This is a genomic window from Microcoleus sp. LEGE 07076 (assembly GCF_015207455.1).
In the GTDB taxonomy this organism is placed as follows: Bacteria; Cyanobacteriota; Cyanobacteriia; order Cyanobacteriales; family Microcoleaceae; genus Microcoleus.
In genome coordinates this window covers 1-24,831 of record NZ_JADEWV010000006.1, presented here as the reverse complement: position 1 = coordinate 24,831, position 24,831 = coordinate 1, and the positions used below count along the sequence as shown (strand labels likewise).

The window sequence follows — 24,831 nt, the reverse complement described above, 5'->3', positions numbered from 1 at the left end:
TTCTATGGGCAAATGGCTTATTCCCTAGGACTTTGAGGCGAGCGTGGATAATTAAATCAATGTCACGTCTACCCCTGACTTGCATTTAATTCTACTTTTTTGTGATCTTGCCCTGTAAGGCTTGTAGTATCGTTCCAAAAACTGTCCGGAGTATGGAAAAGTCATAGCCTTACCAACTCGTGACTACATCCAAAAAGGCAACTGCAATTTAATTAATGGCAGTGCGGTTTGAATATCTTGGACGATCGCACTTCACACAAAAATCCGATCGCCCTCAAAAACTACTCTTTCCAGTAACGGGTTAAAATCCGAATTACCTCACCCGCTAGAGGCGACGGTAGAGGCGGGCTCCATTCACCAACTTGTGCAAAACCCAAAACGTGCAGCAGATTAACGATGCTGTCTACCGCTTTAGGAACGCCGCAAATGAGCAAACGAATCGGTTGTTTCCCTTGAGGTACGTCGGGAATTTCTTCCCGAAGCAGCTCGGGAACAGATTTTGGCTGTGATATCATAGGGTTTCAACTACAGAAGTAGTGGATTTGCGATCGCCCTCAAGTTTTCTAGGCCAGGGGGCGATCGTTTTTGGGTTTGTACATCCTCAGTGTAGTTTATTCCCAACCCTCTGTCAATCGTTACGACAAAATAAATGGTCGTAGCGACAATCTAAACAAGAGTCAAGGTTGCAGAATGGTAACATCTGCTTGCAAAGTTATGAGTAGCAGTTGAGCATCACCAGTGATCCGTTGGAAATTGGCAGTTGTCATGGCCGATCGCAATATCAGCAATAAAGAATTGGCTGTTTTAATTGGGATGCACCCCACTTCTGTGTCTAAAATCAAAACCCGTCGCCGACTCACCCGAATTGACGAAACAACTCTCAGCGCTTTGTGCAGAGCACTGAATTGTCAGCCGGGGGATTTAATGGTGTATGAGGAGGACGAGCCCGATCGCGAAAAATGACATGGTGTCTAATTCGTGCTTCAGGGCGATCGGTCAAATTCAGCAACCTGTTTTTGACCAACAGATGTCATAGCTAAAATCAAAACACTTAAAGTAATCCCTAAAACCGCATAACTCGGCAATGAAAAAACAGTTACTTTCAACAAATAAGGCAATTCTCCCTCTTTCCAGTTCCAGCGCTTTCCCAGAAACACCAACAACCCAGCATGAATCACTGCGGTTTGCACCAGGAGACAGCCAACTCCTAATAACCAAACAGACATTCTTTGCCGAGAAAAAGCACAATGTTTAATCTGAAAACATAAATCGTTCAGCAAAAAAACCACCGCCGGCGCTAACATCACCGAACTCGTTGGCTGAGAATAGTTAATCGCAATACTCAAACATGAAACTAATACCATTTCGGCTAAATAAATATTTTTTGACCAAGCAGTGCGAGATTGTTTTCGGTAAAAATACCAACTCACTAAACCAACTAATACTAGAATAATTAAATCCGAAAATAGGTTAGCTAGAAATGGACTATCGGGGAAAAATCTGGGCCCCACAACCCTTAAATCGATGCGACTCATCGAAATATAAGGATTATTTGATGGATCGTTGAGCCACAGTGGAAATCCACGAATAGCATCCTGTAGAAACCCTGTTAAGGAATTACCGGATATTACCAAACCGAACAGTGCTAGGAAGATTCCGGTAATTATTGATACAAAGATTAGATCAAACCGCTTTTTGATGATAAAATAAGGAATAAATAACACAACTAAAGTTGGTTTAAAAAGAGCAATTCCCAATAAAACTCCTGCGGGAAAGTTTCGATTATTTCGAGCTAAGATAAACATCCACAACAGCAGAACAGCAATAAAAGTTGCCACATTGCCAACTTGCAGGTCGAAGACAAAACCGTAGATAAACGCCACTGATATAGTGCAAATAGTCCTCAAAGCTTGTGACTGGGAATCCAACAGGATATTCGCTCCCCATAAAACAAAACCTGTAGCGATAAGATGCAGCACAATCCAGATTGTGAATGCAGTCTTCATCGGAAAATAACCTAGAAACCAGATCAGAGGAATGATATTAGGTGGATAAACAAAAGATGGAATAAACCCGCACACCTTGGTGAGACTACAGAAACCCTTATTAAATACCTCGACATTAAACGGACTTAAATGCTGGTGAGCTAATTTACTCGCTACAAAAAACCACTTAAAATCCCAATAAGGAGGCTCTGGTCGATTAGTTAGATCGTAAACTAACCAACCCGTATAACAGATAAATCTGGTTACAACTAATACAAGAAATGCTTGCAAAAAAAAATTAACGATGGGTCGATCCAAGAACCGAATAAACCTTGGTAGCAAAGGATGTTTTAAAAACAAATAATTTTGCCGAAGGATTGGATCGCAGTTCCACCGCAAACTACGATTGAGAACAAAAGCAACTGCCATCAGAATAATCACATTCCACAAACCAAAACTAATCATAAAAAATAATTGTAAAAAAAATACTGCTTGATGATATCACAAAAAAAATGTCAACCAAAACACAACATTAAAGCCTAAAATATCAACTCCTATTCCGCATCCCCAGCCAAATCTCTTTGCCATCTTCTCTCTGCGCTCTCTGCGCCCTCTGCGGTTAATCAAAAAAAAATCTCAGTGTCACACCCAAGCATTTGCGTTAACCTAGTTAATCAAAGCTCTCCCCAACAAAATTCATGCTTCCCCGCATCCAAGAACTAGCCGCCACCCTCGCCCCCCGCTTGATCGAAATTCGCCGCCACATCCACTCGCACCCGGAACTCAGCGGCCAAGAATATCAAACCGCAGCCTACGTAGCCGGAGTGCTCGCTTCCAGCGGAGTCCGCGCCATAGAAGGAATCGGCAAAACCGGAGTCCTCGGCGAGATCAAAGGTAACAGCAGCGAGTCCCGGTGGCTAGCAATTCGCACGGATATGGACGCTTTGCCGATTCAAGAACTTACTAACTCAGAATTTGCCTCCCGCAACGAGGGAGTGATGCACGCCTGCGGCCACGACATCCACACAACTGTGGGTTTGGGTGCAGCTATGATATTGTCTGAGTTAAAGGAAAAATTGCCGGGTAATGTCCGCTTCTTGTTTCAGCCGGCGGAAGAGATTGCCCAAGGTGCTCAATGGATGATTAAAGATGGGGCGATGCAGGATGTTGACGGCATCCTGGGAGTGCACGTTTTTCCGACGATTCCGGGCGGTTGTGTGGGAATTCGCCACGGGGCCCTGACGGCGGCGGCGGATGACCTAGAATTGATTGTGATGGGCGAATCTGGTCACGGTGCGCGTCCCCACGAGGCGATCGACGCAATTTGGATCGCTTCTCAGATTATTACTACTTTGCAGCAGGCGATTAGCCGGACGCAAAATCCTTTGAGGCCTGTGGTGTTGACGATCGGGCAAATTAGTGGCGGACGCGCGCCGAACGTGATTGCCGATCGAGTAAAATTATTGGGCACAGTGCGATCGCTGCATCCAGAAACCCACGAAAAACTGCCGGCTTGGATCGAACAAATTGTCTCCAGCGTTTGCGCGACTTACGGCGCCAAGTACGAACTCACCTACAAGCGTGGCGTACCGGGAGTCCAAAACGATCCAAAACTGACGCAATTAGTGGAAACTGCGGCTTTAGAAGGTTTAGGTCGATCGCGCGTCCAGATTTTACCAGAACCATCCCTCGGCGCGGAAGATTTTTCGATGTATCTAGAACACGCACCGGGAACCATGTTTCGCTTGGGAGTGGGACTTGCTGACAAACCGAATTATCCTCTCCACCACCCGCAGTTTGAGGTGGATGAAGCCTCCATCGTGACGGGCGCTGTCACTTTGGCCTATGCCGCTTACAAATATTGGAAACAGCAAGCAAGTAAGTGATATCGTTTCTAATCGTAGTTGTAGGGTGCGTCGCGATCGACAATCCCTCAACTAATAGCGACGCACCTTACCCAATATTTACTGTAGCTGTAGGGTGTATCGCGATCGACAATCCCTCAACTAATAGCGACAATCCAGCGAGCGACGCACCTTACCAAATAGCTAACTAACCGTAGGCTGAGGAGCGGGGAAAAATGTTTAGTCTGTGGTCGCCACATTCAGCCTGACGCACCCTACAATAAAAACTAAAACCCTTGATTGTACAGCCAAGTTATGATACTCAATTAAGTAGATGGGTGCAAAAAAACATATATATGTCCGAAGATAGCAAAACGAAGTGAAGCGAAGCACTTCGCTTGCGGTTACGAGAGTTTTACATTCTGTTAGATACCACGGTTTATTTGCGCCTACCTACTTACTTGTATGCGATTCAATTAATTGATGAGTGGAATTAAGCGCCAAATCACCCTTGACAGCCGGCACATTGCTAAACAATTGCCAGACACGCCACAAATGAAAAGATTACTTAATAAAGGACGTGCTGCTCATATTTTTAACGATGAACCTACGATGAATCAGGTAGCTCAAGCCATAATAGAAGATGGAGACTTTACAGGTACGATTCGGGGCTACGATCGTTATGGTATGTTTTTTATTGAATCAATTGGTTATAGAGTTGACCCGGATGGTAGCCGTCTTTTACTTTATTACGGAGAGATAAAAGTTGATGCAGAAAACCGATACCACGTTACGCCTCGAACCCGACGTAGTGAAGAATAACTGGGAGTTTACAGAGGTATGGATCGATCCAAATCTTTCACCGCCTTATCTGCTTTTGTTACTAAGTGATGCTGAGGGGAATTGTCGGATTTACGATCCGGCTGAGGGTTATAAAGTTGTGTTTTCTAGTCAGAGTTATGATGAAGCGCAGTATTGGCTTTTAGAGGATGAGTATGAACCCGTAGAAGGGCGGCTGAGAGTGTCTGAGTTAGTTTAAATAATTGATCTAGAAAGGGCGATCGCACTTTTCAAAAATTTGGGAAATGAAGGGCGATCGCTTTTTATTAAAAACTAGAATATTGAGAGCATTATCGGATCGAAAAAGTATGCTTATTAGTATGGCTAAGGCGCTTTTGGGCAACTTTCCTGATTTTCAGGAAGCTGGCAGCGCAAACGTTCTAAACTCTGTTGAAGTTGTCTAACTTGGTTCTGTAAAGCTTCTATCTGAACATCTTTTTCCTGCAATCGTCGATCGAGTTGTTGAAAAGCATCCCTTGTACTCCCTCCTAATACAGGATTTGTGCTAATGTTGGAATCGTTCGCAGAGGGCATATTACTTGTAGACTGAGCGGCTGGAAAGTTGACTGATTGAGAAGGGACAGAAGACGGTGTGCGATCGACAACATTAGGTGTATTTCTATTCGTTGACTCGGGATTGTTTGTGGAGGTGCTATTTTGTCTTTTGGAACCAATGTTTCCTCGACCTCCCCACTCGATGCCAACTCCTATTCTGGTATCTCCACCCCGGACGCTAAGAGTTGTGCGTAACCCGATATCCTGCTTTCCTTCATCATCCAAATTATAACCAGTGCGGAATGACAGAGAAGTTACAGGCAAATTAGTCTCGCCGATGGGTATGGCGTAGTTACCAAAAGCGCTAAAGCTAACTCTTTCATTTGCTACAAACCCCGCTCCTATTCCTAAATTCAGACTGCTATTAGCAGAGTCTAACGGTTGAGAATATCCCAGAGAACCTAAGACAATTACAGGATCTCTGATTAAACTAGCTTGACTTTGAACCGTGACTGTCCAAGGGTAAGCAACACCGACTGAAAAACGAGGGTCTAGAGTAGAGCCAGGATCGGCACGGTATTCTACGGACAAACCAGCGCCAATGTCAGTGTTAGTTTCTGTTGATTTTTCAGTACGGTTGCCAAAATCGCGTTTTTCTGTGCCAATGAACAAATTAGGGTTGACATTAGCTGAAATACTTAAATTACGACTGAAACTGTAGCTTCCTGAAGCAGAAAAGTTAATTGATTGGTTGAATGTCTCAAAATTGAACGGACTCCCTTCTGGATCGAAATCCAATCCTTCTCGTCCGTCTGGTATGTAGTTGACACCAAAAGTGTAGATGTAGCCTCCCGCTTCTTCGTCTGGTAGTCGCAAGGGGTCAATGGGAATTTGAGCCACTGCCGGCTGACAGATCAGCAAAGCGATCGGCAGAATCACAACTCTTTTCATTATAATTTCCTTCTCAGTGAGTTGAGCCTTGCTAAACGGAATTCTGCCCAACGTAGCGTTTCGCTTTGCTGTTCTTTTGCAGTCGAAATCAAGTTTTCAGGTGGAATCGGTACAAGGGTTACACCGCTAAAACCTTGTTCGTTTACTAAAGCACCAAGAGGTTGAACACGCCGTCCCCATGATGGATCTGCTAAAATTACCCAATCCCCTACAATGCCCACTGCTAAAACATAGTGCATTTGAGGTTTGGTGACGTGCAAAACAACAGGCATTCCCCCTTTACGAAAGTAGTCGGCTAATGATATTAAGGTAAGTCGCATCCCTCTAGCTTGAATCCCTTTATCAGCTAAAGCCTGTCTTAATGCTAAAGCGGTGACTCCTTTTTCTTCTGGGCTTTTACCGCTTCCTGCCATTGCTTTTTCTGACAGTTCTAAAATCTCAGATTCCGCTGTCGGTTGACTGTAGTAGTGAGTCAGTAGGGTTGCTACAGCGGCAGGGCCACAAGTGTAATAGCTGGTCTGACCTATTACTCCTTGATAGCGAAGAGTACGATAAGAAACTATAGGCTTAGAAAAAGAGACCTGAGCTAAAATACAAAAGTTAACTAGATTACTTAAAATACAGCAAAAAATACTAAATTTAGACATATTTATTATAATATCAGTAATATCGGCTAAATCAAAATTCATGGGTTGAAATATTAGCTACAACCCATGCAATTTGTGAATTAAGCTAAATCACGAAAGTCAGCTATCATCTCCCACTAATATTTACCGTCGCATGAACCATGTTAATCTAGCTTGCCTGGCCACAGTAACTGCTGCACCTAGTTTGGCGGCAGGCGCAGCCGCTCCTATAGCGGCTCCTGTAGCGCCTGCCTTTGCATACTCTTGCCAACCACATTGAGCTCCTGGCAGCGTATGGCAAGACCAAACTGTTTTGCCAACATTCGTAGCAGCCCCTACTCCTGCACCGATTAAGATGGGCTTCCATAGCACCTCGCCTTCAACTTGGGCTAGTTCCGCATCACTCATCATTTGTCCTTCAGGTAATACAACCTGCTGTTGTTGCCTTGGTGTAGTTTGCTGTGCGAGTGAATCAGCAAATGCAGGGGCGATCGTCATGTTAGCAAGTAACATGGCTGTTCCTGTTGCGGTCAGTAACTTTTTCATTTTGAAATCTCCTTGGCAACTTCAGATTAAAAGTGTGTGAGAGGCCCTAAAAGCATCCTTTACTTTTTATACAACATAAATCTTTGAGTTGATTAATTTAAGTTAATATTTTTTGTAGGATAGAGTAGGTATTTGTTAAAAAGTTTGTGAGCTTAAAAACTAGGAAATAGTAGGATTTAGTTGCCAAAGTAGGAAACAGTAGGATAAAGTAGGGTAGCAATCGGCAAAACCACAACCCCTTAATTGACCTATGGACGATCGGCAAGTCGCAAAATGGGCTGACGACATTGTGTTCTCCGAAACAGGAAAACACCTCGATCATATCCAACAATCTATATTGCGCGGCACTTGGCAACGTCAGAAATACCCAGAAATAGCCAAAAATTGCAACCGTAGCAGCCCTCATATCAGGAAGGAAGCATCAAAATTATGGAAGCTTCTTTCACAAACATTAGGTGAAGACATCAATCAATCTAACTTTCGTCCCACAGTGGAAAGATGGCAATTTTCTATAGTTTCATCACATTTTGGGGACTATGCACAAGTTGGTAAGTTCAAAGTTTGTGGCAACTCTCCTCAATCCCAGCAAACCCCAAACTCAGAAAATTCCAATCAAGAAACCTCTAGCAAAACTAAGCTTCAATTGAGAATAGACTTAGGCGATGCACCTGAGCCTACACTATTCTATAATCGCACATCCGAACTTTCCACCCTCGAAAACTGGATTTTGGGCCGCACCCGTCTCATCACCATCCTCGGCTTATCCGGTATTGGCAAAACCGCCCTTACACTCCAACTAATCCCACAAATTCAACACGAATTCGATCGGATCATCTGGCGAAGCCTCCGCAACTCTCCACCCCTGGCATCACTCCAAACCGACTTAATTCAATTCTTCTCCCAGCAGCAAGAAACCGAATTACCATATTTAATCGACTATTTACGATCGCACCGCTGTCTCATCATCCTCGATGATATCCAAACCATCTTCAGCAGCGGACAACTCGCAGGAAATTACCAACCAGGCTATGAAAATTACGGCGCATTCTTCAAACAAATAACAGAATCATCCCACAACAGTTGCCTCATCCTCCTGAGTTGGGAAAAACCCAGAGAAATTGCCGCCTTAGAAGGCGAAAACCGCCCCTGCAAATCCCTGCAACTCAACGGTTTAGGCACGGAAGCACAAGAAATATTCAGAGAAAAAGGTTTAGCAGAACCGGAGAAATGGTTAGAACTAATCGACCTTTACCGAGGCAATCCCCTATGGTTAAATATAGTTGCCACAATGATTCAAGACTTATTCGGCGGCAGCGTTTCCGAATTCCTATCCTATGATACCCTATTTTTAGGTGACTTAGAATCACTATTGTACCAGCAGTGCGATCGCCTATCTGAATCAGAAAAACAAGTGATCTTCTGGTTAGCTAGTGAAGCCGCACCAGTTGAAATATCAAAAATTTCAGCCAATCTCGAATTATCACCATCATCTTTATTGCAAGCTGTGCAATCCTTGGGACGGCGTTTATTAATTGAAACAGTGAAACAAGGTGAAAAAACGCTTTTCACACTCCAGCCTGTATTGATGGAGTATGTGAAAAACCAGTGCCTAAAATTTGGATAGTTTCAGGGCTTCTCATGGGAGGCTAGAAACCGGGTTTCTGCGAAATTTTGCGTTTAGTACCGAGAAATCTACGCAGAAACCCGGTTTCTGAGGACACAACTATTTTGCAAGGTGCGTCGCTACTCGAAAAGTCGCTCTTTTTTAGGGATTTATGGCATATTTCATGTATGTGTGGTACACACTAGCGCGGGCGATATGTCGTGTAAGGTGCGTCGCCACCTGTAAATCTGCAAGTTCTATCCAAGATATAGGAAGCGACACACCCTACAAACTAGGTGCGTCGCTGCTCGAAAAGTCGCTTTTTTTTAGGGATTTATCGCAGGAGCCACACCCTACGACTAGCGCGGGCGATCTGTCGTGTAAGGTGCGTCGCCACCTGTAAATCTGCAAGTTGCTATCCAAGATATAGGAAGCGACACACCCTACAAACTAGGTGCGTCGCTGCTCGAAAAGTCGCTTTTTTTAGGGATTTATCGCAGGAGCCACACCCTACGGCTGGCATATCTTGGGCAATTCCGCTCTACTAGCGACCAAATGTGCTAACGTACAATCAAAACTTCCCAAATTTCAACTATCTGGAGACAGATAACTGTGTTCGCTCAAACACCTCCAACTCCCAGTTACAAATGGTTTAGCTGCGTTATTTCTCGCACTGTGTTCGCCACATTGTGCCTGTTGCCCATTTTTGGCCCTGCGACATACGCCCAAACTCCCCAAAATAGACTTATCAAAATTGGCGTGGTGCAGCGGTTTGGCACTAAAGCTACCGATAAACTAACGCTGAAAGCTTTACCTGGTGACAGCTTAACATTAAGTTACAAAACTCCTCAAGGCACAGAAACCAAAACTGCTGCCAGCATCAAGCTAGAAATCGCTAATAAACCTCTGGAATCGCCATTAGTAGAAGAACGAGTTGTTCTGAGTTCCCACCGCAGTTTCGAGAGTGCAGAAGATAGCGCCAATCAGTGGCGCGCCCAGGGTATTGATGTGGAAATTGCTCAACCTTTGCGCTGGCAAGTTTGGGCTAAGAGAGATACTTACAACTCTCCTATAGTGCGGCGCTGGCTGTTGCAAAGTTTGCAAGCTCAAGGTAACAAAACAGCTTTTTTGGAGACGAAAGTTTCCAAACAAATACCCCAGGCATTTTGGATTTTAAATGGCTTTCGTTTCAACCGCAATGAGTTGGACGTGACGGCGGGCCGAAAGGCGATCGAGGTATTGGAAGAAACTACCCAACTGGCGACAGCTACAGAACCAGAAAAAGTTCTTAAACAAACTCGCATTTATGGCGGGACTTTGCACCTGCAAAAAAATTCTTACGGCACTTATACCTTAGTTAATGACGTGCTGACTGAAACTTATTTGCGGGGAGTAGTTCCTCACGAAATAGGGGCTTTTTCGCCTTACGCTTCGATTATCGCTCAAACTATTTTAGCGAGAACCTACGCCCTGAGAAATTTGCGGAGGTTTGCTGTGGATAACTACGAGTTGTGCGCTGATGTTAACTGTCAAGTTTATAAAGGTTTGACGGAGGTTTACCCGCAAAGTGATAAGGCGATCGCCCAAACGAGCGGTTTGGTACTAACTTACGAAAATCAGCTCGTAGACGCGCTTTATTCCGCGTCTAGCGGCGGCGTGACAGCGACTTTTGGCGATGTGTGGCACGGCCCGGAACGTCCGTATTTGCGCTCGATCGTGGATTCCCCTAATAACGTCTGGAATTTGTCCCAGCAGAGCTTGTCTGACGAAAACAACTTCCGCCGCTTTATGACTCTGAAAAAAGGCTTTAATGAGGAAAAAGAAGATACTTTCCGCTGGCGGGAACAAGTTTCTTTAACATCGATTGGTGGGTTTCTCAAACAGTATCTTCAGAATAAAAAGCACCCGCTAGCTAATTTTCAAACTGTCACACAGGTAGATGTTGTGAAAAGGTCAGCCGCAGGTCGAGTTTTGCAAATGAGGGTACAAACTGAGTTGGGTCCGATTAATATCGAAAAAGACGAGATTCGCAATGCTTTTTTACCGCCGATCAGCACGCTTTTTTACCTAGAACCAATTTACAATCCAGACAAAACTCTTAACGGTTATGCTTTTGTCGGAGGCGGTTTCGGACACGGAGTGGGAATGAGTCAAACTGGTTCTTACAATTTAGCTAATTTGGGCTGGAACGGCTCTCGAATTCTGGGCTTCTATTTTCCCGGCGCTCAAGTTGTGCCGCTCAATGATTCCATTACATTTTGGCGCGAATAGTTGAGCTAAATTCCGGTTGCACTTTTGTTGATGTTGGCTGCTGACTGTTGACTGTTCGCTGTTTGAACAATACCGATGCAACCGGAAACGAGCTGATTGAGAGTCGGCGATGTCGCAGTATTTTAACGCAAAAATCCCGGTTTCTGAACGTAATTGAGATCGAACAGCTCAATTGCGAAAACCAGAAACCGGGCTACTTAACGAATCGCGCCTGTGAATCCTTTTTTAGTAAAGGGATTCTTCTTGGTGAGTTTCGATCGTACAATCAGACTTAGGATAGGCGACGCAGGTCAGAACAAATCCGGCTTCGATTTGGTCGTCATCCAAGAAAGATTGGTCAGATTGGTCAATTTCGCCTGATGTGATTTTGCCGGCGCAAGTGGAGCAAGCTCCAGCGCGGCAAGAGTATGGCAGGTCGAGTCCTGCTTCTTCGGCAGCATCGAGAATGTAAGTATCGTCATCAACGTCAATGGTCTGGTTGATTCCTTCGGCTTCGCTGATGAGGGTAACTTTGTAAGTTGCCATGCACTAAATCCTCTCAAAAATTCAACAATATTGATAATTTTTCCTAATGCAACCTTCAAGGCTCTATTAGCTGTGAGATTAGCTCTTAGGTTCGTTCCCTTTATGATAGTAGGGGAAAGAAGCAAGCTTGCAACACTGATTTACAAAAAATTTGAATGGGATTAGTTATAACTTTTTCTAATTTCATCTTGATTGCTTATACCTATGCGGGACTCAGCCCTGTGATACTGTTGCCGCAAGACTTACGCAAAATAACCGGGTTTCTCTTAAAAATCCTGTTTTGAGCCCTACAGTCCAAAAAACCTTTTTTTTGCTGTGCGGTGTGTCGATCGACTTTCAGTCCGGCTTGCTTGAGTTTGTCCGATCCGCCTAAAATTTGGGCAACAAAATCCGTAAACCCCCGTACCGCAAGTCTGCAACTGGCTAAAATCTCAAATTATATGACTCAAATTAATACTGGCTTTGGTTTTTCCCTAAATTCCCCAATTCGCGTCGGGATTGTCGGTACTGGCTTTGCGGCTAGGTTGAGGGCCCAGACGCTGGTAGCTGACGCGCGATCGAACTTGGTAGCAGTTGCCGGCCACAACCAGGAGAAAACCGCAGAATTTTGTCAAACATTCGGCGCCGAAGCTGCGGTTTCTTGGCGCAAGCTGGTAGAAAGAGACGATTTAGATTTGGTAATCGTCTGTACGGTGAACCGGGATCACGGAGCAATCGTCCTGGCGGCACTGGAAAATGACAAGCACGTTGTGGTCGAATATCCTCTATCTTTAGACGTATCTGAAGCCGAAAGGGCGATCGAACTTGCCGCCCAAAAGCAAAAACTCCTCCATGTCGAACACATCGAACTGCTAGGCGGTTTGCACTCCTCAATCAAAGAATCTTTGCCCTCAGTCGGTAAAGTTTTTTATGCCCGCTACGTGACTATTACCCATCAGCGTAGCGTACCTGAACGCTGGACTTTTCAACATTCCCTCTTTGGTTTTCCATTAATCGGTGCAATTTCTCGACTGCACCGATTTACTAATTTGTTCGGGGCAGCGACAAGCGTTAATTGCCAAGCTCAATTTTGGGACACTCAGCCGGATTTTTACAAAGCTTGTTTGTGCAACGCACAGTTACGCTTTGCTAATGGCGTTATCGCTGAAGCTGTTTATGGAAAAGGAGAGACTTTTTGGCAGTCGGAAAACATTTTTACTATCTATGGAGAAGCAGGAACACTGATTTTTACTCCCGAATCCGGTCAATTAATTCAGGGAGAAAATCGACAAAACATCAAAGTAGGAACGCGGCGCGGTTTGTTTGCCAAAGATACGGAGATGGTGTTAGACAGCTTGCTAAACGGTACGCCTTTGTACGTACATAATAGCAGTAGTTTGTACGCCTTGAAGGTAGCGGATGCTGCGAGGCGATCGAGCCAAACTGGTCAAACATTGGCGATCGACAATTCATAACTCTTCAGTCTCTTAGAGAGTCAACCGCAGATTCAAAGCAGATAAACGCAGATAATTTACTGCAACAATATTTGTATGGTGTGTCGCCATGAAAAGTGCCTAAATTTAACAGACAATATCACAGCGACGCACCTTGCACATGGCTAGAACAAACACACAAATATCAAAAATTATAGCAATAATTTTTACAATGAAATTACAGGCAAAATATCATCAATTCGATCCAGAAACAATCGGGCTAATTTACGGTTTTCTAGGCGTAGTTGGATTCAGCTTAACACTGCCAGCAACCAGAGCCGCAGTGCATGATTTAGACCCTATTCTTGTAGGTTTAGGGCGCGGATTAGTAGCAGCGATACTAGCAGCCTTTACTCTGCGGATAACACATCAACCTATTCCCTCCAAACAGCAATTGTGGAGTTTATTAGCTGTCGGATTGGGAGTCGTGCTCGGATTTCCGCTACTATCGGCTTGGGCAATGCAGCAAGTACCTGCCGCCCACGGTGCTGTGGTATTGGGATTGTTGCCCTTAGCAACAGCACTAGGGGGAGTTTTGCGATCGGGCGATCGACCATCTTTTAGTTTTTGGCTTGCTAGTATCGCCGGGAGTCTAACCGTTGTTGGTTTTGGAATTATTACCGGTGCAGGGCAACTCCAACCCGCAGATTTAGCTTTATTTGGATCAGTCATTGCTGCTGCCTTTGGTTACGCCGAAGGTGGGCAATTAGCTAAGACTTTAGGTGGGTGGCAAGTAATTTGTTGGGCATTGATAATTATTGCTCCATTCGAGATTTTGCCTACAATACTTGTGGTTTTAAAACATGGATTAATAGCTGCACCGACGGCATGGTTGGGTTTTGCCTATGTGGCTATTATCAGTCAATTTCTAGCATTTTTTGCCTGGTATGAGGGGATGGCTGTTGGCGGAGTTGCCCGGGTAGGGCAAATGCAGCTATTGCAACCATTTTTAACTCTGCTGGCATCGGCAATTTTGCTTGGTGAAACTGTGCAGCCGATCGCCCTGGGCAGCGCTTGTTTAGTTGTTGCGAGTGTAGCAGCGGGGAAAAAAGCATCAATTAAACAAGCAGCAGATTTATGATGGGAACTAATTTTTTTTGTGGCTTTTCATCGCTTAAATTAGGTAAAGTTCAACGCTGCACCCTAGATTCATGTAATGCTGATATATCGAGGCTGATTTTTAACTCGATCGATCCAATTTTGAATTGCCGGAAACCGAGTCAAATTAAATCCGCCTTCGCCAGCAACGTGAGTGTAAGCAAATAAACCAATATCAGCAATAGAATAGCGATCGCCTACAAAAAAGTCATTTTTTTCTAAATGCTGTTCCATCACCCCCAAAGCAGCATAACCCGGTGCTTGTTTTTGTTGAAGTGCTTCTTGATATTCCTCAGCTTTGCCCAACACAGAAATCCAAAATCTGGAAGTTGCAATGTAAGGTTCGTGACTGTACTGCTCAAAAAATAACCACTGCATCACTAAAGCGCGTTCCAATTTATCGCTGGGAAAAAACTCAGTTTTTTCGCTCAAGTAAAACATAATTGCATTCGATTCAAACAGAAACTTACCCGGTGCAATCTCTAAAACAGGAATGCGCCCGTTAGGATTTTTGACCAAAAATTCGGGTGTGCGGCTTTGTTTTTGGAGAATATTAATTTCTGTGCGATCGAACGGAATATTGAGCTGAGTTAAAAGCAAGCGAACTTTGTAGCAATTGCCTGACGGAGAATATTCGTAAAGTTTAAACATGAGTCTTGATACTAAGTCCGGGTTTCCTATCCCCTTTATCGTGTAATATGGTGCGTCGCAGGGTAATATTTGCCATCCGCAGGAATTATTCGTGGCGACGCACCCTACGCATTCATGGAAGGTCAAGGGTTTTCTTCCCCGGATTTGCTATGAGAAGATTTTATGGTGTTAAATTATATCATGAATTCAGAGAATTTAGGCACAATTAGTTAATTGTTGTTTGCTAAAATTATTTAGATGGCTTTGGGCGATCGCCAAAACCAACCACTTCAGCCAGCGTATAAAGCGGCCTCCCCTTCACCTCCTCGTAAATCCGCCCGATATACTGACCCAAAATCCCAATACTGACCAACTGCACCGCACCCAAAAAGAAAACCGCCATAATGATAATGGTCAAACCAGTTAAGGCCTTACCCGAAGAAAAAAGACGCCAGTACAAAACCAAAAAAGCCATTAAAACAGACACCAAAGCCGAAAACAAACCCAAATAAATCGACAGTTGCAGAGGAACTGTTGAAAAAGACACTAAACCGTTCATCGCCAAAGCAAAAGATTTGCTGAAGGTATACTTAACATCGCCAGCAAAGCGCGGATCTCGTTCAAACTTAACAGCAGTTTGTTTAAAACCAATCCAAGCGCGCAGTCCCCGAATATAACGGTTGCGTTCGGGCATGGCATTGAGCACATTTACCACGCACCTATCCATCAAACAAAAATCTCCCGTATCTAGGGGAATATCAACATCAGCAAGATTCCGCAAAATGCGATAATACAGATAAGCTGGAAACCGTTTAAACCAACTTTCTTGACGGCGATGAGTGCGCTGGGCATAAACAACTTGATACCCGAGCCGCCACTGTTCTATCATATCTAAAACTAGCTCTGGCGGGTCTTGCAAATCGCCGTCCATGATGATTGCAACTTGACCGCTAGAAAAGTTTAAACCAGCAGTTACAGCTATTTGGTGGCCGAAATTGCGGGCAAAACTGAGGTAACAAATTCGCGAGTCTTGTTCGTGCAATTCTCGCAAAATTTCCAAAGAGCGATCGCGGCTGCCATCATTGATTAAAATTAATTCTACTGGGCCGTCCATGCGCTCCATCACAGCGCCCATTCGCCGATACAATTCAGGGAGATTTTCGGCTTCGTTATAGATGGGAATTATCAAGGAATACTTGGGTGTACGGTTCATCGCAGTTTCAGTTAAAAAAATGGATTTTTAATTGTTAAATTAAGATTTGATATTTTACCAATACGCTGGCGGATTCCTTAGAGAGGAAGAGCTTCGGCGCGTAATTTCGTTCGTCGAACCCGGAACAGCCGCTGACAGAATAGCAGCGTACCAACACTTATAATTTTTTTTGATTCAAAAAATAAAACCCTAAATCAGACAGATGCCAGCCCAGAGAAATTATCTGTTATCATATATGTTCAGTCCAACTAAAAAAATTACAACCGTCACCGCTCGATTCAAAACTGTATGAGAAATTCCAATGATCTGTGGCAAGCAAATCGAGACTTAAGCGAAGCTTGTCTGCAACATCCGTTTGTTAGAGGCATTGCTGACGGCAGCCTTTCTCAAAAGAGTTTTGCATATTACGTTGCACAAGACGCATTTTTTTTGGAAGCGTTCGCCCGCGCTTACAGTATTGCTGCGGCAAAAGCACCAGACTGGGAGGGGTTTGAAATTCTCCATAATCTCGGCAGCGGTGTTTTAGAAGAACTTCGCTTGCATCAAGGATATGCAGCAAAATGGGGTGTAAACTTGCAAAAGACAAAACCGGGAATTACTACCCGTCGCTACACTGATTTTTTATTAGCGACAGCCTGGGGAAGCGGTGTAGGTTTGACAGCAGCGGCGATGACTCCTTGTTTGCGATTGTATGCTTTTTTGGGACAGCAGTTAGCTAAACCTAATATACCGGAACACGCTTTTAGCGACTGGATTTCTACCTATAGCAGCCCTGAGTTTGAGATTTTAGCAAAACAATTGGAAAGTTTGGTCGATCGCTATGCCGAGACAGCGCCAGAAGTTGCAGCAACCTACCGCTACGCTATGCTGTGCGAAAGAGACTTTTTTCAGGCAGCGCAGGAAGTAAAGTAAATTAAGTTGCTGCAAAAGATATGGATAACTATCTGAGGCTACCTACCCCCACGCAGCAAATTTAACAGCCATATACAGCAGAAATGTAGCAAATAATGTCATAACAGCGTATCCCCAGCGATGGTGACTGCTCAAAACCAAACCGAGTCCGATAGAGAGCGACACAATACCGTAAGCGTACCGGTGAACAGATTGGAGAGCACCGGAGTTTATCAGTAGCGCTAAAGAGCAAAAACCGAAGCAGAGGAGTGTAATACTCAGCCTTTTTCGCAAATACCACAACAAATAGCCACCGCCCACAATCATTACAATCTTACTAACAGCTTGCAAGCGGAAATTGAAAAAGTCCTTAAATATGTCCAACCAAGTAGGCTGAAACCAGGCTTTTTGGACGTGAACAAATGCTAAAGCATCTCCAAAAGCAATAGCACAATATAAGCTAAATGAACAAAACCCGATCGCGCTACCTAAACCCGCAACATCAGCGAGGGGAGGTCTTTTTTCCCTCCAAGCTGTCAGCAAAAAAGTAGGTATCAGCGCTACTCCGGGCCCCTAGTCGCAGTCGTCAAAGCTCCCCAAACAGTCGCCCAAATATACTCGCCTCTCTCAAAAGCTCGCAAAGCCGATGCTGTCAGCAACAAAAACAATCCTTCTGTATATATGACAGTACAAAATAGCGAAAACGGACACCATGCAAGCACAGAAGTTGTCCACTTAGCTGCACGGGTATCGTATCGCTGCTCTACCCAAAAGTAGACCAGAACTAATGCACTCAGAAATGCCAAACTATTGATGAGTACCCCTGCTACTTCCACTTGCATTCCCAGAGTTGTCAACCCGCGCATCAGCAAAGGAAACAGCGGATAAAAAGCCACAGAATGGTGTTCCCCGTCATCTGCATAGCTATAGCCTAGAGTAGCGATTTCGACGTACCATTTACCGTCCCAGTGCGAAAAAAGTTCCCAGCCGCTTTTGGGAAGGAAGCCGCTGACAAAACCGAGAGGCGGTCCAATCGCCTACACTGGCGGGTTCTTGGAGACTAAAGGAGCAATTAGCTGCATCCCGATCGCAATTATCGATCGACTCAGCAACCACATAGCAATTACAAAAATTTACCCGTCCCTGCTTTTGTTGCGTTCTCGACGCGGATTTACTTCTAGCTCTAAATCAGTATTTGTCATCGGTAAAAAAGCGCCCGACTGTAGATTTTAAGTTAAAGTAGAGTCCGCTGCGAGCGCGATCGCCAAATATATAGGTAAGTACAGCGCTACTGCTAATTTTAGCGTCCGAGCTTATTGGGAATCCCTTCACAGCCGCCGGGAATAGTCTCTCTCGACTGCGAGCCGCACCAAGCGCAGCAGTAATAGCGCTGCTCATCTGAGAGTCGCTTGACAGCAGTGAAATCAGCGCGTTCCACCACAGCGCCAGTATATTCGCCCGTTTCATAGTTGGCAAATTCGGTACGGCTGCGGGGAGATGCCGTTTCTGCCTTCCCGTAGAATACTTTCGCGGCCCTGAGATCGGCGCGAGCAAGATTGGCATCGTACAAGACAGCGCGCGAGATGTTGGCTTTGACTAAATCGCATTTGCTGAGATTGGCGCGGACAAGGTTGGCTTCGCTCAAGTCCGTCCACCGCAAATCAGTGCCAGCCAGGTCAGCACCGGCTAACATGACATTGAGATCGATAACGCGGATGCCGTGATCTCTGTCTTCAGCGTAGCCGCCGTCGCCGTCAAGGATTGGGCGGCCCAAAAGCCGATCGCGCTTCAGAGGAGTCACCAATCTCGACTGCGACAAAAACCGCAGAATCTTCGCTTTACCTTCAGCATCCACACTGCTCATAATCGCAGCGGTGCGACCTTCGGCGATCGCCCTTTCCTGCGGCCAATCTTCCAAAAACCCCTGTTCGTCCAGCGCTAAGTCGGAAACCCCTTGAAAATAAGCATCGATCGTTTGCTGCTGCGTAATTCGATTTTGCTGAATCGTCAAATCCTTCGAGATCACATACTGCCGCCAAGCCACGTAAACGCCCAAAATTGCGATCAAAATTTGGCCCAAAGCGCCGATTAGCTCGCCGAGAGCTCCGATAGCGTCCCAGTTGATTTGGATGTTGCGGGTTCCGGGTTGAGTATTAGTACCGCTGAGCATCAGCAAGCCAACAATCCCAGCTAAAAGCCCGAAGCAGGAGACAATTAGCGTGCGCCAAGTCGGCGGAATTACCTGCGACCAGATTTTGCCCCAACTCGGCCACATCAGCCGCAGCGATATCCCGATCGCACTGATGGCGCCAATTAAGCCGAGCAAAATATTGTCGTTAGCGAGTCCAAAAATCATCGCTGCGATCGACCCCAGCGTCAGCACTGACGCCGACATTTCAGTAGTCGTTTGGGCCGGCTGCTGCGGTCGCGCAAAAACCTTGCGGGTTGAAGTCGAGGGCTGCGGTTTTTCCGGTTCAGCAGTAGCAACGATTGTCGCGGGTTCAGGCGGCGCAGGAGGGATTGCACCGTTAGGACTTTCTACACTGACGTTAGATTCGCGGGGATTGGGTTGAGAAGAGTTTGGTTCTGGTGTCATGCGTTGAGGCGGATTCTAATTTTGGGCGGTCATTAAAACGATTTTAACGAACTAAGCATAATTCTAGATAGCATTACAATAGAAATATCCATTAATTACACTCAAAGAGGTAACATACTATGACCCTCGTACTCCCGAATCTGCCAGCAAAACAAATGGGTCAAGTAATCACTACAATCACCGTCACGAATCGCATCGATCGAGTTATGGCCGAACGGGGATTTATTTCTGCTGAGGAAGTTCGCTTTGTTACCCTGGGTAACGTTGTTGTCGATACCGGAGCAACTCTGCTTTCTTTGCCAGCTCGCATTATTAGCGAGCTAGGCTTAATACAAGTAGGAGAAAGAGACGTAGAAACATCGGCTGGCATCAAAAAAGGTAGAATTTTTGCCGACGCTCAAATTATTGTAGAGGGGAGAGAAGGCAGATTTGATTGTTTAGAATTGCCCGAAGGCGTTTCGGCTGTTTTGTTGGGCGTGATTCCAATGGAAGAACTCGGCTTAGAACCAGATTTAAAAAATCGACGGTTGCGAGTATTGCCGATGAACAATCAGCAAACATATCTGATGGGTTAGTCTATTTCATAAGATACCGCAGATATAGCCTTTCGAGCGTAACATGAGGTACTAGGAGTGGGTATAGGGCATCGGACATGGCCAAACAGGCCCGCGCAGGGCATACCTGACAACGCTTGAAAACCGCTATAAGATTTCTGTCGCAGCAATTTTGTTTTCTCAAACAAATATACTAACTATAGCAATATATTATGAAATCGGTTTTATCCATTAGCCATTACCTATTAACAGATATTAGATTAAATTCTCACGAAAAGTTCATGATAGCCTCTAATTACAGCTTAAATGATCACAGATGACAAATTACTCAACAAATTGATATTGATTTTTCCCGCCTTCCTTAGCACGATACATCGCAGCATCGGCATTTTTGACTAAAATATCTGACTCTTGACCGTCAATAGGATACAAACTAATCCCAACACTTGTAGTTACATAAACTGTATGTTCTTCTAAAATAAAAGGCTGCACGATGGCCTCGCAAATTTTTTCAGCTACTTTCGCAGCTTCCTCGTGACCGGGAATTGCCGGCAGAATTACTGTGAACTCGTCGCCGCCCAACCGCGAGATAATATCGCTACCACGCAAACATTTTTTGAGCCTACTGGCAACTGCTTTTAAGAGCAAATCACCCAGATTGTGTCCGAGAGTGTCGTTGATGGACTTAAATCCATCTAAATCTAAAAACAGTAAAGCTACTAAGTCTTGATTGCTGGAGGCTCTTTCTAGAGACTGATGCAAACATTCGTAAAACATTTTGCGGTTGGGCAAACCCGTGAGAGCATCGTGATAAGCTTGGTGGCTGAGTTCAGCATTTTTTTGTTCTAAGGCCTCTTCCCGGAGTTTGCGCTCGGTAATATCTCTGATTGCTCCGACTAAAAATAGGTTGCCGGCAGCATCTTTGTGGAGTGTTCTTTTGGTTGCAATCAAATGCGTAATTCCGTGAGCGTCGGTAAAATATTCTTCATTTTCTCCCGGCTGGTGAGTTTGCAATACTAATTCGTCTTGCTGCCAAAATATATCTGCTTCGGCTTGGGGAAATAAATCGTAATCTGTGCGGCAGGTTAAAATTGCCAAAGGATAGCCGATAAACCGACAATATGCCTGATTCAAAACAACCGAGCGGTGATTTATATCTTTGACAAAAATCGGGTCAGGAATTGTATCGATGAGCGATTGCAAGAATTCTTTAGAGCGTTTTAGTTCTTCTTGCAAGTGAGCCAGATAACAGACAACTGCGACGCCAGAACCCAAAAGACTGAGGATTGCAGGAATTAAGGGCAGCCACCAACCGGCTAAAAAGGCTAAGTATAAACTGGCACTCAGACCGAGACAGATACTTAACAAACACCAAGCCGATCGCCCTAGGGATCGCAACTTCCAGCTCACACTTGCTCCCGTCCAAGACCACAGTAAAATCCACAGCAACTCTGCGGCCTCGGGCCAGACATTGATACCCCTGCGCCCGTCGAGAGCAGCACTCAAAATTTGGCTCAAGAAATGAGCCTGAAGCTCGACTCCCGGTATTTGCTGGGGAGAAGCAAACAAACCGGAACTGTAAGCATTTTGGTAAAAGTCTTTGAGGCTGGCGGCATTTGAGCCGATCAAGACAGCGCGCGATCGCACAAAATCGGCCGGTACTTTATCAGAAAGCACGTCGCTCATCGATACTGTGCGGAAACTGCCGATCGGGCCGCGCAGATTGGCAAGAATTTGATAGCCGCGGCTGTCAGCTCGAACGTAAGCACCATCGTTCGGCTCAAAAGGTCGAAACACCCCCTTGCCTAACTGCAAGTATTTAGGATTGACTGTGGCTGGTTGAGGGGAAATCCCTTCGCGATCGAGGTAAAGCAAAGCCAGTTTGAGCGCGAAGCTTTGATGAGTTTTGCCGTCTCCAGGCCAAGCGTAGAGCAAAGTTCGGCGCACTTTACCGTCAGCGTCTATGACAACGTTGTTGAAACCGATTCGATCGAGCTTGTCAAGTACCGGAGGCGGCCCAACTCCGATCCTGGTTTCGTCTGGCATCAACTCAATGCCGATTAAGTTGGGAATAGTTTTCAAAGTTTTGAGCAATTGAGCGTTACCGGGTTGAGTTGGCAAATCTCGGTAAACGTCGAGGCCGATCGCCCGCGGCGAAGCAGCGTGCAATTTTTGCAGCAATTGGGCCAATACAGCATCAGAAATTGGGTAGCCGTATTTTTGCAAGTCAGCTTCTTTGATTTCGACAATGGTGATGCGCGAGTCAATAGATTCGGCTGGCCGCCAGCGGACAAAGCGGTCGAAAGCAGTCCATTCCCCCACCTGCAAAAATCCGCACCAGCGCAGTACAATCACCGTACCGGCAACTGCACTGGCAGTTATCAATACTCGGCGTTCTCGATCGACCCATTTTTTGATAGTTTTTAGCATATTTTGGGAATTTTTGCCTCGCCCTTCAAGCATTTAAGCTACTACTACATATAGCTTTTATATCTTCGGGGCGATCTATCGACTAGAGATTTTTGATTTTTAGATGTTTAGATTTTTCGGTGAGGGCGATCGGGCTGCAACAGCAGAAACCGGGTTTCTCGACCAAAATATAGCATTTCACCAATGAGTCTCGAAGCTGAAACCCGATGCTGAGAATTTTTGTATAAAAGTCCTATTATTTATAGCAATCCTTGCAGGATGCACAAAATAGATTTCTTGCAAAAATCCTTTTCATCAATTGATCGGACGGGTTCTCGGGCCCATCCCACCAGAAAAGATAACTCTTGTGGGATGGGCCGGAGAGCCCGTCCTAATTATTTTTGCAAGAGGTCTAATTTGTAGGGGTAGTGCTAAGAGTGCCTACCCGCGATCGGGACAACCCTACCTAATAAACTATACAAATGATGCGAGGATGATTATATTCGCCGATTATATTAGAGAGCCACAACTTGTTTTAAACTTCTCCGATATAACTAATGCCCATTGCATAAAGTGCAGCTACAAATACGAATTATCCCGCATCAAGTTCGACGTCTAAAAAAAATACTAAATATAGCAATATTTTATGAAAATGGGATCCTACCAAATTCTAATTTGCCACCCCATTTATCTGACAACTCCGTTTTTTTCTCTTATCTTCGCGTTCTTTGCGTCTTCGCGGTTCAATCAATCATAAAGGGGGGTATGCAATAGAAATTGCATAAAGTGCAGCTACAAATACGAATTATGCATCAAGTTCGAGGTCTAAAAAAATACTAATATAGCAATATTTTATGAAAATGGTATAACTTTTACTAGGTTTTGTAGGGATTTTAGATGCGAGATTTTAGATTTATTTGCCAGAACGAGACAGTGATAAACCGACTTAAAAACCGGGATGTGTTTCCTGCACTAAAAATCTAAAATCTGCCCTCTAAAATCTCAAACTTTCCTGTCAGTTTTGAAAGTTGCGCGGGCCAGTGTAACCGGATAACTCAGCGAGTTTATCCAATTTCTGTGTCCCCGAATAAAACTGACCATTAATCTCCCAAGTCGGGAAACCTTTAACATTCGCAGCAGCAGCTTGGCAAATTTCAGCGCGGGAATTTTGCCCCCTAGGATCGCATTCAAAATAATCAATTATTTTGGCTGCTTCTTTGCCGAACAGCATTTTTTGATCGTGGCAGTGGGGACACCAGTAAGCGCCGTATTCTTTAGCGCCAATTTGTCGGAGGTGGCGGGCTAAAGCAATTTGTGCCGGGCCGGAGGTTGTGGTGACGGCAGGGGGTAGAATTCCGGGGGTAGAAGAAACAAAAGTCGCAGGCGAACTGACGCTGTTGTACAGTCCCAAAGCGCCGATCGAACTTACCATCACCACCAAAATGCCTGTAAACACCAACTGTCCGATATCTTCCCACTCGCGGCCCACTAGCACCAGCACGAACAGCGACAGGGAAAATATGGCGGAACTGATGCAGTAAATGCAAAAATCCTGAATCTCAAAAGCCATCAAATACATCAAATAGCTGCTGAAAATTATCATCGCAGCGGTGATGATAAATAGGGCTTGCCAAGTCCAGTTTTCTAGTTGAGAATGCAGCCGTTTGTTGGTGTCGGGATTGACGGCTTTGGGAGCTAAGGCCAGAATTGCGATGCTCAGGTATGCCAGACAACCTAATAAACTTAAAGGCACTGTGCCCCATACGGTAGCGTAGGGACTGTTGAGCACTTTGTCGCAGCCGCTGGTGGGACAAATGACTGAACCTGTCGTGAATTTAGCGATCGTCAGATAGGCCGTTTCTAGAACGCCGATGGCTGCGATCGCTGCCATCACAGTCCTAGACCAGCGATGAATCCAAGGGGTTGAACGTCGGCGAATCATTTTTTTGATTGTTAATTGTTGAGTGTTGATTGTTGACTGTTAACTGTTGGCTGTTGGCTGTTGGCTGTTGGCTGTTGACTGTTGGCTGTTGACTGTTAACTGTTGACTGTTGACTGTTGACTGTTGACTGTTGACTGTTAACTGTTGACTGTTGACTGTTAACTGTGGGCTGTTGCCAACTAACAACTAACAACTAACAACTAACAACTATCAACTAACAACTAACAACTAACAACTATTAACTATTAACTATTGACTAACAACTAATAACTAATAACTTTTAACTATGAACTATTGACAAATAACTAATAACAACTAACAACTAACAACTAACAACTTA

At 44.9% G+C, this 24,831-nt stretch carries 25 protein-coding genes; 11 read left to right on the top strand and 14 right to left on the bottom strand.

Annotation, left to right across the window (positions count from 1 at the left end; translation table 11 throughout):
* Positions 1–281: 281 nt before the first annotated feature.
* A complete protein-coding gene (locus IQ270_RS01860) occupies positions 282–515 on the bottom strand; it encodes a hypothetical protein (RefSeq protein WP_193971418.1) in 234 nt (77 codons plus the stop codon).
* Between the two features lie 223 nt (positions 516–738).
* Between IQ270_RS01860 and IQ270_RS01855 the strand changes: the two genes are divergently transcribed.
* Positions 739–963: a helix-turn-helix transcriptional regulator gene (locus IQ270_RS01855; RefSeq protein WP_193971416.1), complete on the top strand. Its 225-nt coding sequence runs from the start codon at positions 739–741 to the stop codon at positions 961–963.
* A gap of 20 nt (positions 964–983) precedes the next feature.
* On the opposite strand, the gene IQ270_RS01850 is transcribed toward IQ270_RS01855, so the two are convergent.
* Entirely contained in the window at positions 984–2,414 is a 1,431-nt protein-coding gene (locus IQ270_RS01850) for a glycosyltransferase family 87 protein (protein WP_228056006.1), read from the bottom strand.
* 269 nt (positions 2,415–2,683) lie between these two features.
* Here IQ270_RS01850 and IQ270_RS01845 point away from each other — a divergent pair, with 269 nt between their 5' ends.
* The 4 genes from IQ270_RS01845 to IQ270_RS01830 all read left to right on the top strand — a co-directional run bounded on the left by IQ270_RS01845 (position 2,684) and on the right by IQ270_RS01830 (position 4,868).
* Positions 2,684–3,871, top strand: a complete 1,188-nt coding sequence (locus IQ270_RS01845) for a M20 family metallopeptidase (RefSeq protein WP_193971412.1) — start codon at positions 2,684–2,686, stop codon at positions 3,869–3,871.
* Entirely contained in the window at positions 3,868–4,041 is a 174-nt protein-coding gene (locus tag IQ270_RS01840) for a hypothetical protein (protein WP_193971410.1), read from the top strand. The genes IQ270_RS01845 and IQ270_RS01840 overlap by 4 nt, the downstream gene beginning before the upstream one ends.
* A gap of 271 nt (positions 4,042–4,312) precedes the next feature.
* Positions 4,313–4,651 (top strand): hypothetical protein, encoded by a 339-nt coding sequence (locus tag IQ270_RS01835; protein ID WP_193971408.1) that lies wholly within the window; start codon positions 4,313–4,315, stop codon positions 4,649–4,651.
* On the top strand, positions 4,599–4,868 hold the full coding sequence (locus IQ270_RS01830; protein ID WP_193971406.1) for a hypothetical protein: 270 nt from the start codon (positions 4,599–4,601) through the stop codon (positions 4,866–4,868). Before IQ270_RS01835 ends, IQ270_RS01830 begins: the two co-directional genes overlap by 53 nt.
* A 125-nt stretch (positions 4,869–4,993) precedes the next feature.
* On the opposite strand, the gene IQ270_RS01825 is transcribed toward IQ270_RS01830, so the two are convergent.
* The 3 genes from IQ270_RS01825 to IQ270_RS01815 all read right to left on the bottom strand — a co-directional run bounded on the left by IQ270_RS01825 (position 4,994) and on the right by IQ270_RS01815 (position 7,287).
* Positions 4,994–6,115: a hypothetical protein gene (locus IQ270_RS01825; protein WP_193971404.1), complete on the bottom strand. Its 1,122-nt coding sequence runs from the start codon at positions 6,113–6,115 to the stop codon at positions 4,994–4,996.
* Positions 6,115–6,804 (bottom strand): C39 family peptidase, encoded by a 690-nt coding sequence (locus IQ270_RS01820; protein WP_228056002.1) that lies wholly within the window; start codon positions 6,802–6,804, stop codon positions 6,115–6,117. The genes IQ270_RS01825 and IQ270_RS01820 overlap by 1 nt, the downstream gene beginning before the upstream one ends.
* 81 nt (positions 6,805–6,885) lie before the next feature.
* Positions 6,886–7,287 carry a hypothetical protein gene (locus IQ270_RS01815; RefSeq protein WP_193971402.1) on the bottom strand — a complete coding sequence of 134 codons (402 nt, stop codon included), beginning with the start codon at positions 7,285–7,287 and terminating at the stop codon, positions 6,886–6,888.
* A 250-nt stretch (positions 7,288–7,537) separates the two neighbouring features.
* Here IQ270_RS01815 and IQ270_RS01810 point away from each other — a divergent pair, with 250 nt between their 5' ends.
* Both IQ270_RS01810 and IQ270_RS01805 read left to right on the top strand, forming a co-directional pair.
* Complete coding sequence (locus tag IQ270_RS01810; RefSeq protein ID WP_193971400.1) at positions 7,538–8,911, top strand: NB-ARC domain-containing protein; 1,374 nt, start codon at positions 7,538–7,540, stop codon at positions 8,909–8,911.
* Between the two features lie 591 nt (positions 8,912–9,502).
* Positions 9,503–11,161 (top strand): SpoIID/LytB domain-containing protein, encoded by a 1,659-nt coding sequence (locus IQ270_RS01805; RefSeq protein ID WP_193971398.1) that lies wholly within the window; start codon positions 9,503–9,505, stop codon positions 11,159–11,161.
* Between the two features lie 225 nt (positions 11,162–11,386).
* Here the strand turns inward: IQ270_RS01805 and IQ270_RS01800 are convergent, their stop codons facing one another.
* Positions 11,387–11,686 (bottom strand): ferredoxin, encoded by a 300-nt coding sequence (locus IQ270_RS01800; RefSeq protein ID WP_193971396.1) that lies wholly within the window; start codon positions 11,684–11,686, stop codon positions 11,387–11,389.
* A 440-nt stretch (positions 11,687–12,126) separates the two neighbouring features.
* Here IQ270_RS01800 and IQ270_RS01795 point away from each other — a divergent pair, with 440 nt between their 5' ends.
* Together IQ270_RS01795 and IQ270_RS01790 are read left to right on the top strand one after the other, a co-directional pair.
* On the top strand, positions 12,127–13,140 hold the full coding sequence (locus IQ270_RS01795; protein WP_193971394.1) for a Gfo/Idh/MocA family protein: 1,014 nt from the start codon (positions 12,127–12,129) through the stop codon (positions 13,138–13,140).
* Positions 13,141–13,330: 190 nt separating this feature from the next.
* Positions 13,331–14,239, top strand: a complete 909-nt coding sequence (locus IQ270_RS01790) for a DMT family transporter (protein WP_193971392.1) — start codon at positions 13,331–13,333, stop codon at positions 14,237–14,239.
* A 68-nt stretch (positions 14,240–14,307) separates the two neighbouring features.
* Here the strand turns inward: IQ270_RS01790 and IQ270_RS01785 are convergent, their stop codons facing one another.
* Complete coding sequence (locus tag IQ270_RS01785) at positions 14,308–14,907, bottom strand: glutathione S-transferase family protein (protein ID WP_193971390.1); 600 nt, start codon at positions 14,905–14,907, stop codon at positions 14,308–14,310.
* Between the two features lie 229 nt (positions 14,908–15,136).
* Positions 15,137–16,099, bottom strand: coding sequence for a glycosyltransferase family 2 protein (locus IQ270_RS01780; RefSeq protein ID WP_193971388.1), 963 nt, complete (start codon positions 16,097–16,099; stop codon positions 15,137–15,139).
* Between the two features lie 288 nt (positions 16,100–16,387).
* Between IQ270_RS01780 and IQ270_RS01775 the strand changes: the two genes are divergently transcribed.
* The gene (locus IQ270_RS01775) at positions 16,388–17,011 is read left to right on the top strand and encodes a TenA family protein (RefSeq protein WP_193971386.1); all 624 of its coding nucleotides are present in this window, start codon (positions 16,388–16,390) and stop codon (positions 17,009–17,011) included.
* Positions 17,012–17,053: 42 nt separating this feature from the next.
* Here the strand turns inward: IQ270_RS01775 and IQ270_RS30590 are convergent, their stop codons facing one another.
* The 3 genes from IQ270_RS30590 to IQ270_RS01765 all read right to left on the bottom strand — a co-directional run bounded on the left by IQ270_RS30590 (position 17,054) and on the right by IQ270_RS01765 (position 19,586).
* Complete coding sequence (locus tag IQ270_RS30590; RefSeq protein ID WP_228056001.1) at positions 17,054–17,533, bottom strand: hypothetical protein; 480 nt, start codon at positions 17,531–17,533, stop codon at positions 17,054–17,056.
* Between the two features lie 17 nt (positions 17,534–17,550).
* Positions 17,551–18,024: a mannosyltransferase family protein gene (locus IQ270_RS30585; RefSeq protein ID WP_339384209.1), complete on the bottom strand. Its 474-nt coding sequence runs from the start codon at positions 18,022–18,024 to the stop codon at positions 17,551–17,553.
* A gap of 266 nt (positions 18,025–18,290) precedes the next feature.
* Positions 18,291–19,586 (bottom strand): pentapeptide repeat-containing protein, encoded by a 1,296-nt coding sequence (locus tag IQ270_RS01765; RefSeq protein ID WP_193971384.1) that lies wholly within the window; start codon positions 19,584–19,586, stop codon positions 18,291–18,293.
* 119 nt (positions 19,587–19,705) lie between these two features.
* Here IQ270_RS01765 and IQ270_RS01760 point away from each other — a divergent pair, with 119 nt between their 5' ends.
* The gene (locus IQ270_RS01760) at positions 19,706–20,161 is read left to right on the top strand and encodes an aspartyl protease (RefSeq protein WP_193971382.1); all 456 of its coding nucleotides are present in this window, start codon (positions 19,706–19,708) and stop codon (positions 20,159–20,161) included.
* 303 nt (positions 20,162–20,464) lie between these two features.
* Here the strand turns inward: IQ270_RS01760 and IQ270_RS01755 are convergent, their stop codons facing one another.
* From IQ270_RS01755 to IQ270_RS30580, 3 genes are all read right to left on the bottom strand, one after another.
* Positions 20,465–22,603, bottom strand: a complete 2,139-nt coding sequence (locus IQ270_RS01755) for a CHASE2 domain-containing protein (RefSeq protein WP_193971380.1) — start codon at positions 22,601–22,603, stop codon at positions 20,465–20,467.
* Between the two features lie 961 nt (positions 22,604–23,564).
* Positions 23,565–24,491, bottom strand: a complete 927-nt coding sequence (locus tag IQ270_RS01750; protein WP_193971378.1) for a vitamin K epoxide reductase family protein — start codon at positions 24,489–24,491, stop codon at positions 23,565–23,567.
* Positions 24,492–24,530: 39 nt separating this feature from the next.
* Positions 24,531–24,677 (bottom strand): hypothetical protein, encoded by a 147-nt coding sequence (locus tag IQ270_RS30580; protein ID WP_228056000.1) that lies wholly within the window; start codon positions 24,675–24,677, stop codon positions 24,531–24,533.
* Between the last annotated feature and the right edge of the window lie 154 nt (positions 24,678–24,831).

Excerpts from the sequence above, each read along its gene's own strand:
- IQ270_RS01860 (WP_193971418.1), bottom strand. The coding sequence starts at position 515 with ATGATATCACAGCCAAAATCTGTTCCCGAGCTGCTTCGGGAAGAAATT.
- IQ270_RS01850 (WP_228056006.1), bottom strand. The coding sequence starts at position 2,414 with ATGGCAGTTGCTTTTGTTCTCAATCGTAGTTTGCGGTGGAACTGCGAT.
- IQ270_RS01845 (WP_193971412.1), top strand. The coding sequence starts at position 2,684 with ATGCTTCCCCGCATCCAAGAACTAGCCGCCACCCTCGCCCCCCGCTTG.
- IQ270_RS01835 (WP_193971408.1), top strand. The coding sequence starts at position 4,313 with ATGAGTGGAATTAAGCGCCAAATCACCCTTGACAGCCGGCACATTGCT.
- IQ270_RS01830 (WP_193971406.1), top strand. The coding sequence starts at position 4,599 with ATGCAGAAAACCGATACCACGTTACGCCTCGAACCCGACGTAGTGAAG.
- IQ270_RS01825 (WP_193971404.1), bottom strand. The coding sequence starts at position 6,115 with ATGAAAAGAGTTGTGATTCTGCCGATCGCTTTGCTGATCTGTCAGCCG.
- IQ270_RS01820 (WP_228056002.1), bottom strand. The coding sequence starts at position 6,804 with ATGAATTTTGATTTAGCCGATATTACTGATATTATAATAAATATGTCT.
- IQ270_RS01815 (WP_193971402.1), bottom strand. The coding sequence starts at position 7,287 with ATGAAAAAGTTACTGACCGCAACAGGAACAGCCATGTTACTTGCTAAC.
- IQ270_RS01810 (WP_193971400.1), top strand. The coding sequence starts at position 7,538 with ATGGACGATCGGCAAGTCGCAAAATGGGCTGACGACATTGTGTTCTCC.
- IQ270_RS01800 (WP_193971396.1), bottom strand. The coding sequence starts at position 11,686 with ATGGCAACTTACAAAGTTACCCTCATCAGCGAAGCCGAAGGAATCAAC.
- IQ270_RS01795 (WP_193971394.1), top strand. The coding sequence starts at position 12,127 with ATGACTCAAATTAATACTGGCTTTGGTTTTTCCCTAAATTCCCCAATT.
- IQ270_RS01790 (WP_193971392.1), top strand. The coding sequence starts at position 13,331 with ATGAAATTACAGGCAAAATATCATCAATTCGATCCAGAAACAATCGGG.
- IQ270_RS01785 (WP_193971390.1), bottom strand. The coding sequence starts at position 14,907 with ATGTTTAAACTTTACGAATATTCTCCGTCAGGCAATTGCTACAAAGTT.
- IQ270_RS01780 (WP_193971388.1), bottom strand. The coding sequence starts at position 16,099 with ATGAACCGTACACCCAAGTATTCCTTGATAATTCCCATCTATAACGAA.
- IQ270_RS01775 (WP_193971386.1), top strand. The coding sequence starts at position 16,388 with ATGAGAAATTCCAATGATCTGTGGCAAGCAAATCGAGACTTAAGCGAA.
- IQ270_RS01765 (WP_193971384.1), bottom strand. The coding sequence starts at position 19,586 with ATGACACCAGAACCAAACTCTTCTCAACCCAATCCCCGCGAATCTAAC.
- IQ270_RS01760 (WP_193971382.1), top strand. The coding sequence starts at position 19,706 with ATGACCCTCGTACTCCCGAATCTGCCAGCAAAACAAATGGGTCAAGTA.
- IQ270_RS01755 (WP_193971380.1), bottom strand. The coding sequence starts at position 22,603 with ATGCTTGAAGGGCGAGGCAAAAATTCCCAAAATATGCTAAAAACTATC.
- IQ270_RS01750 (WP_193971378.1), bottom strand. The coding sequence starts at position 24,491 with ATGATTCGCCGACGTTCAACCCCTTGGATTCATCGCTGGTCTAGGACT.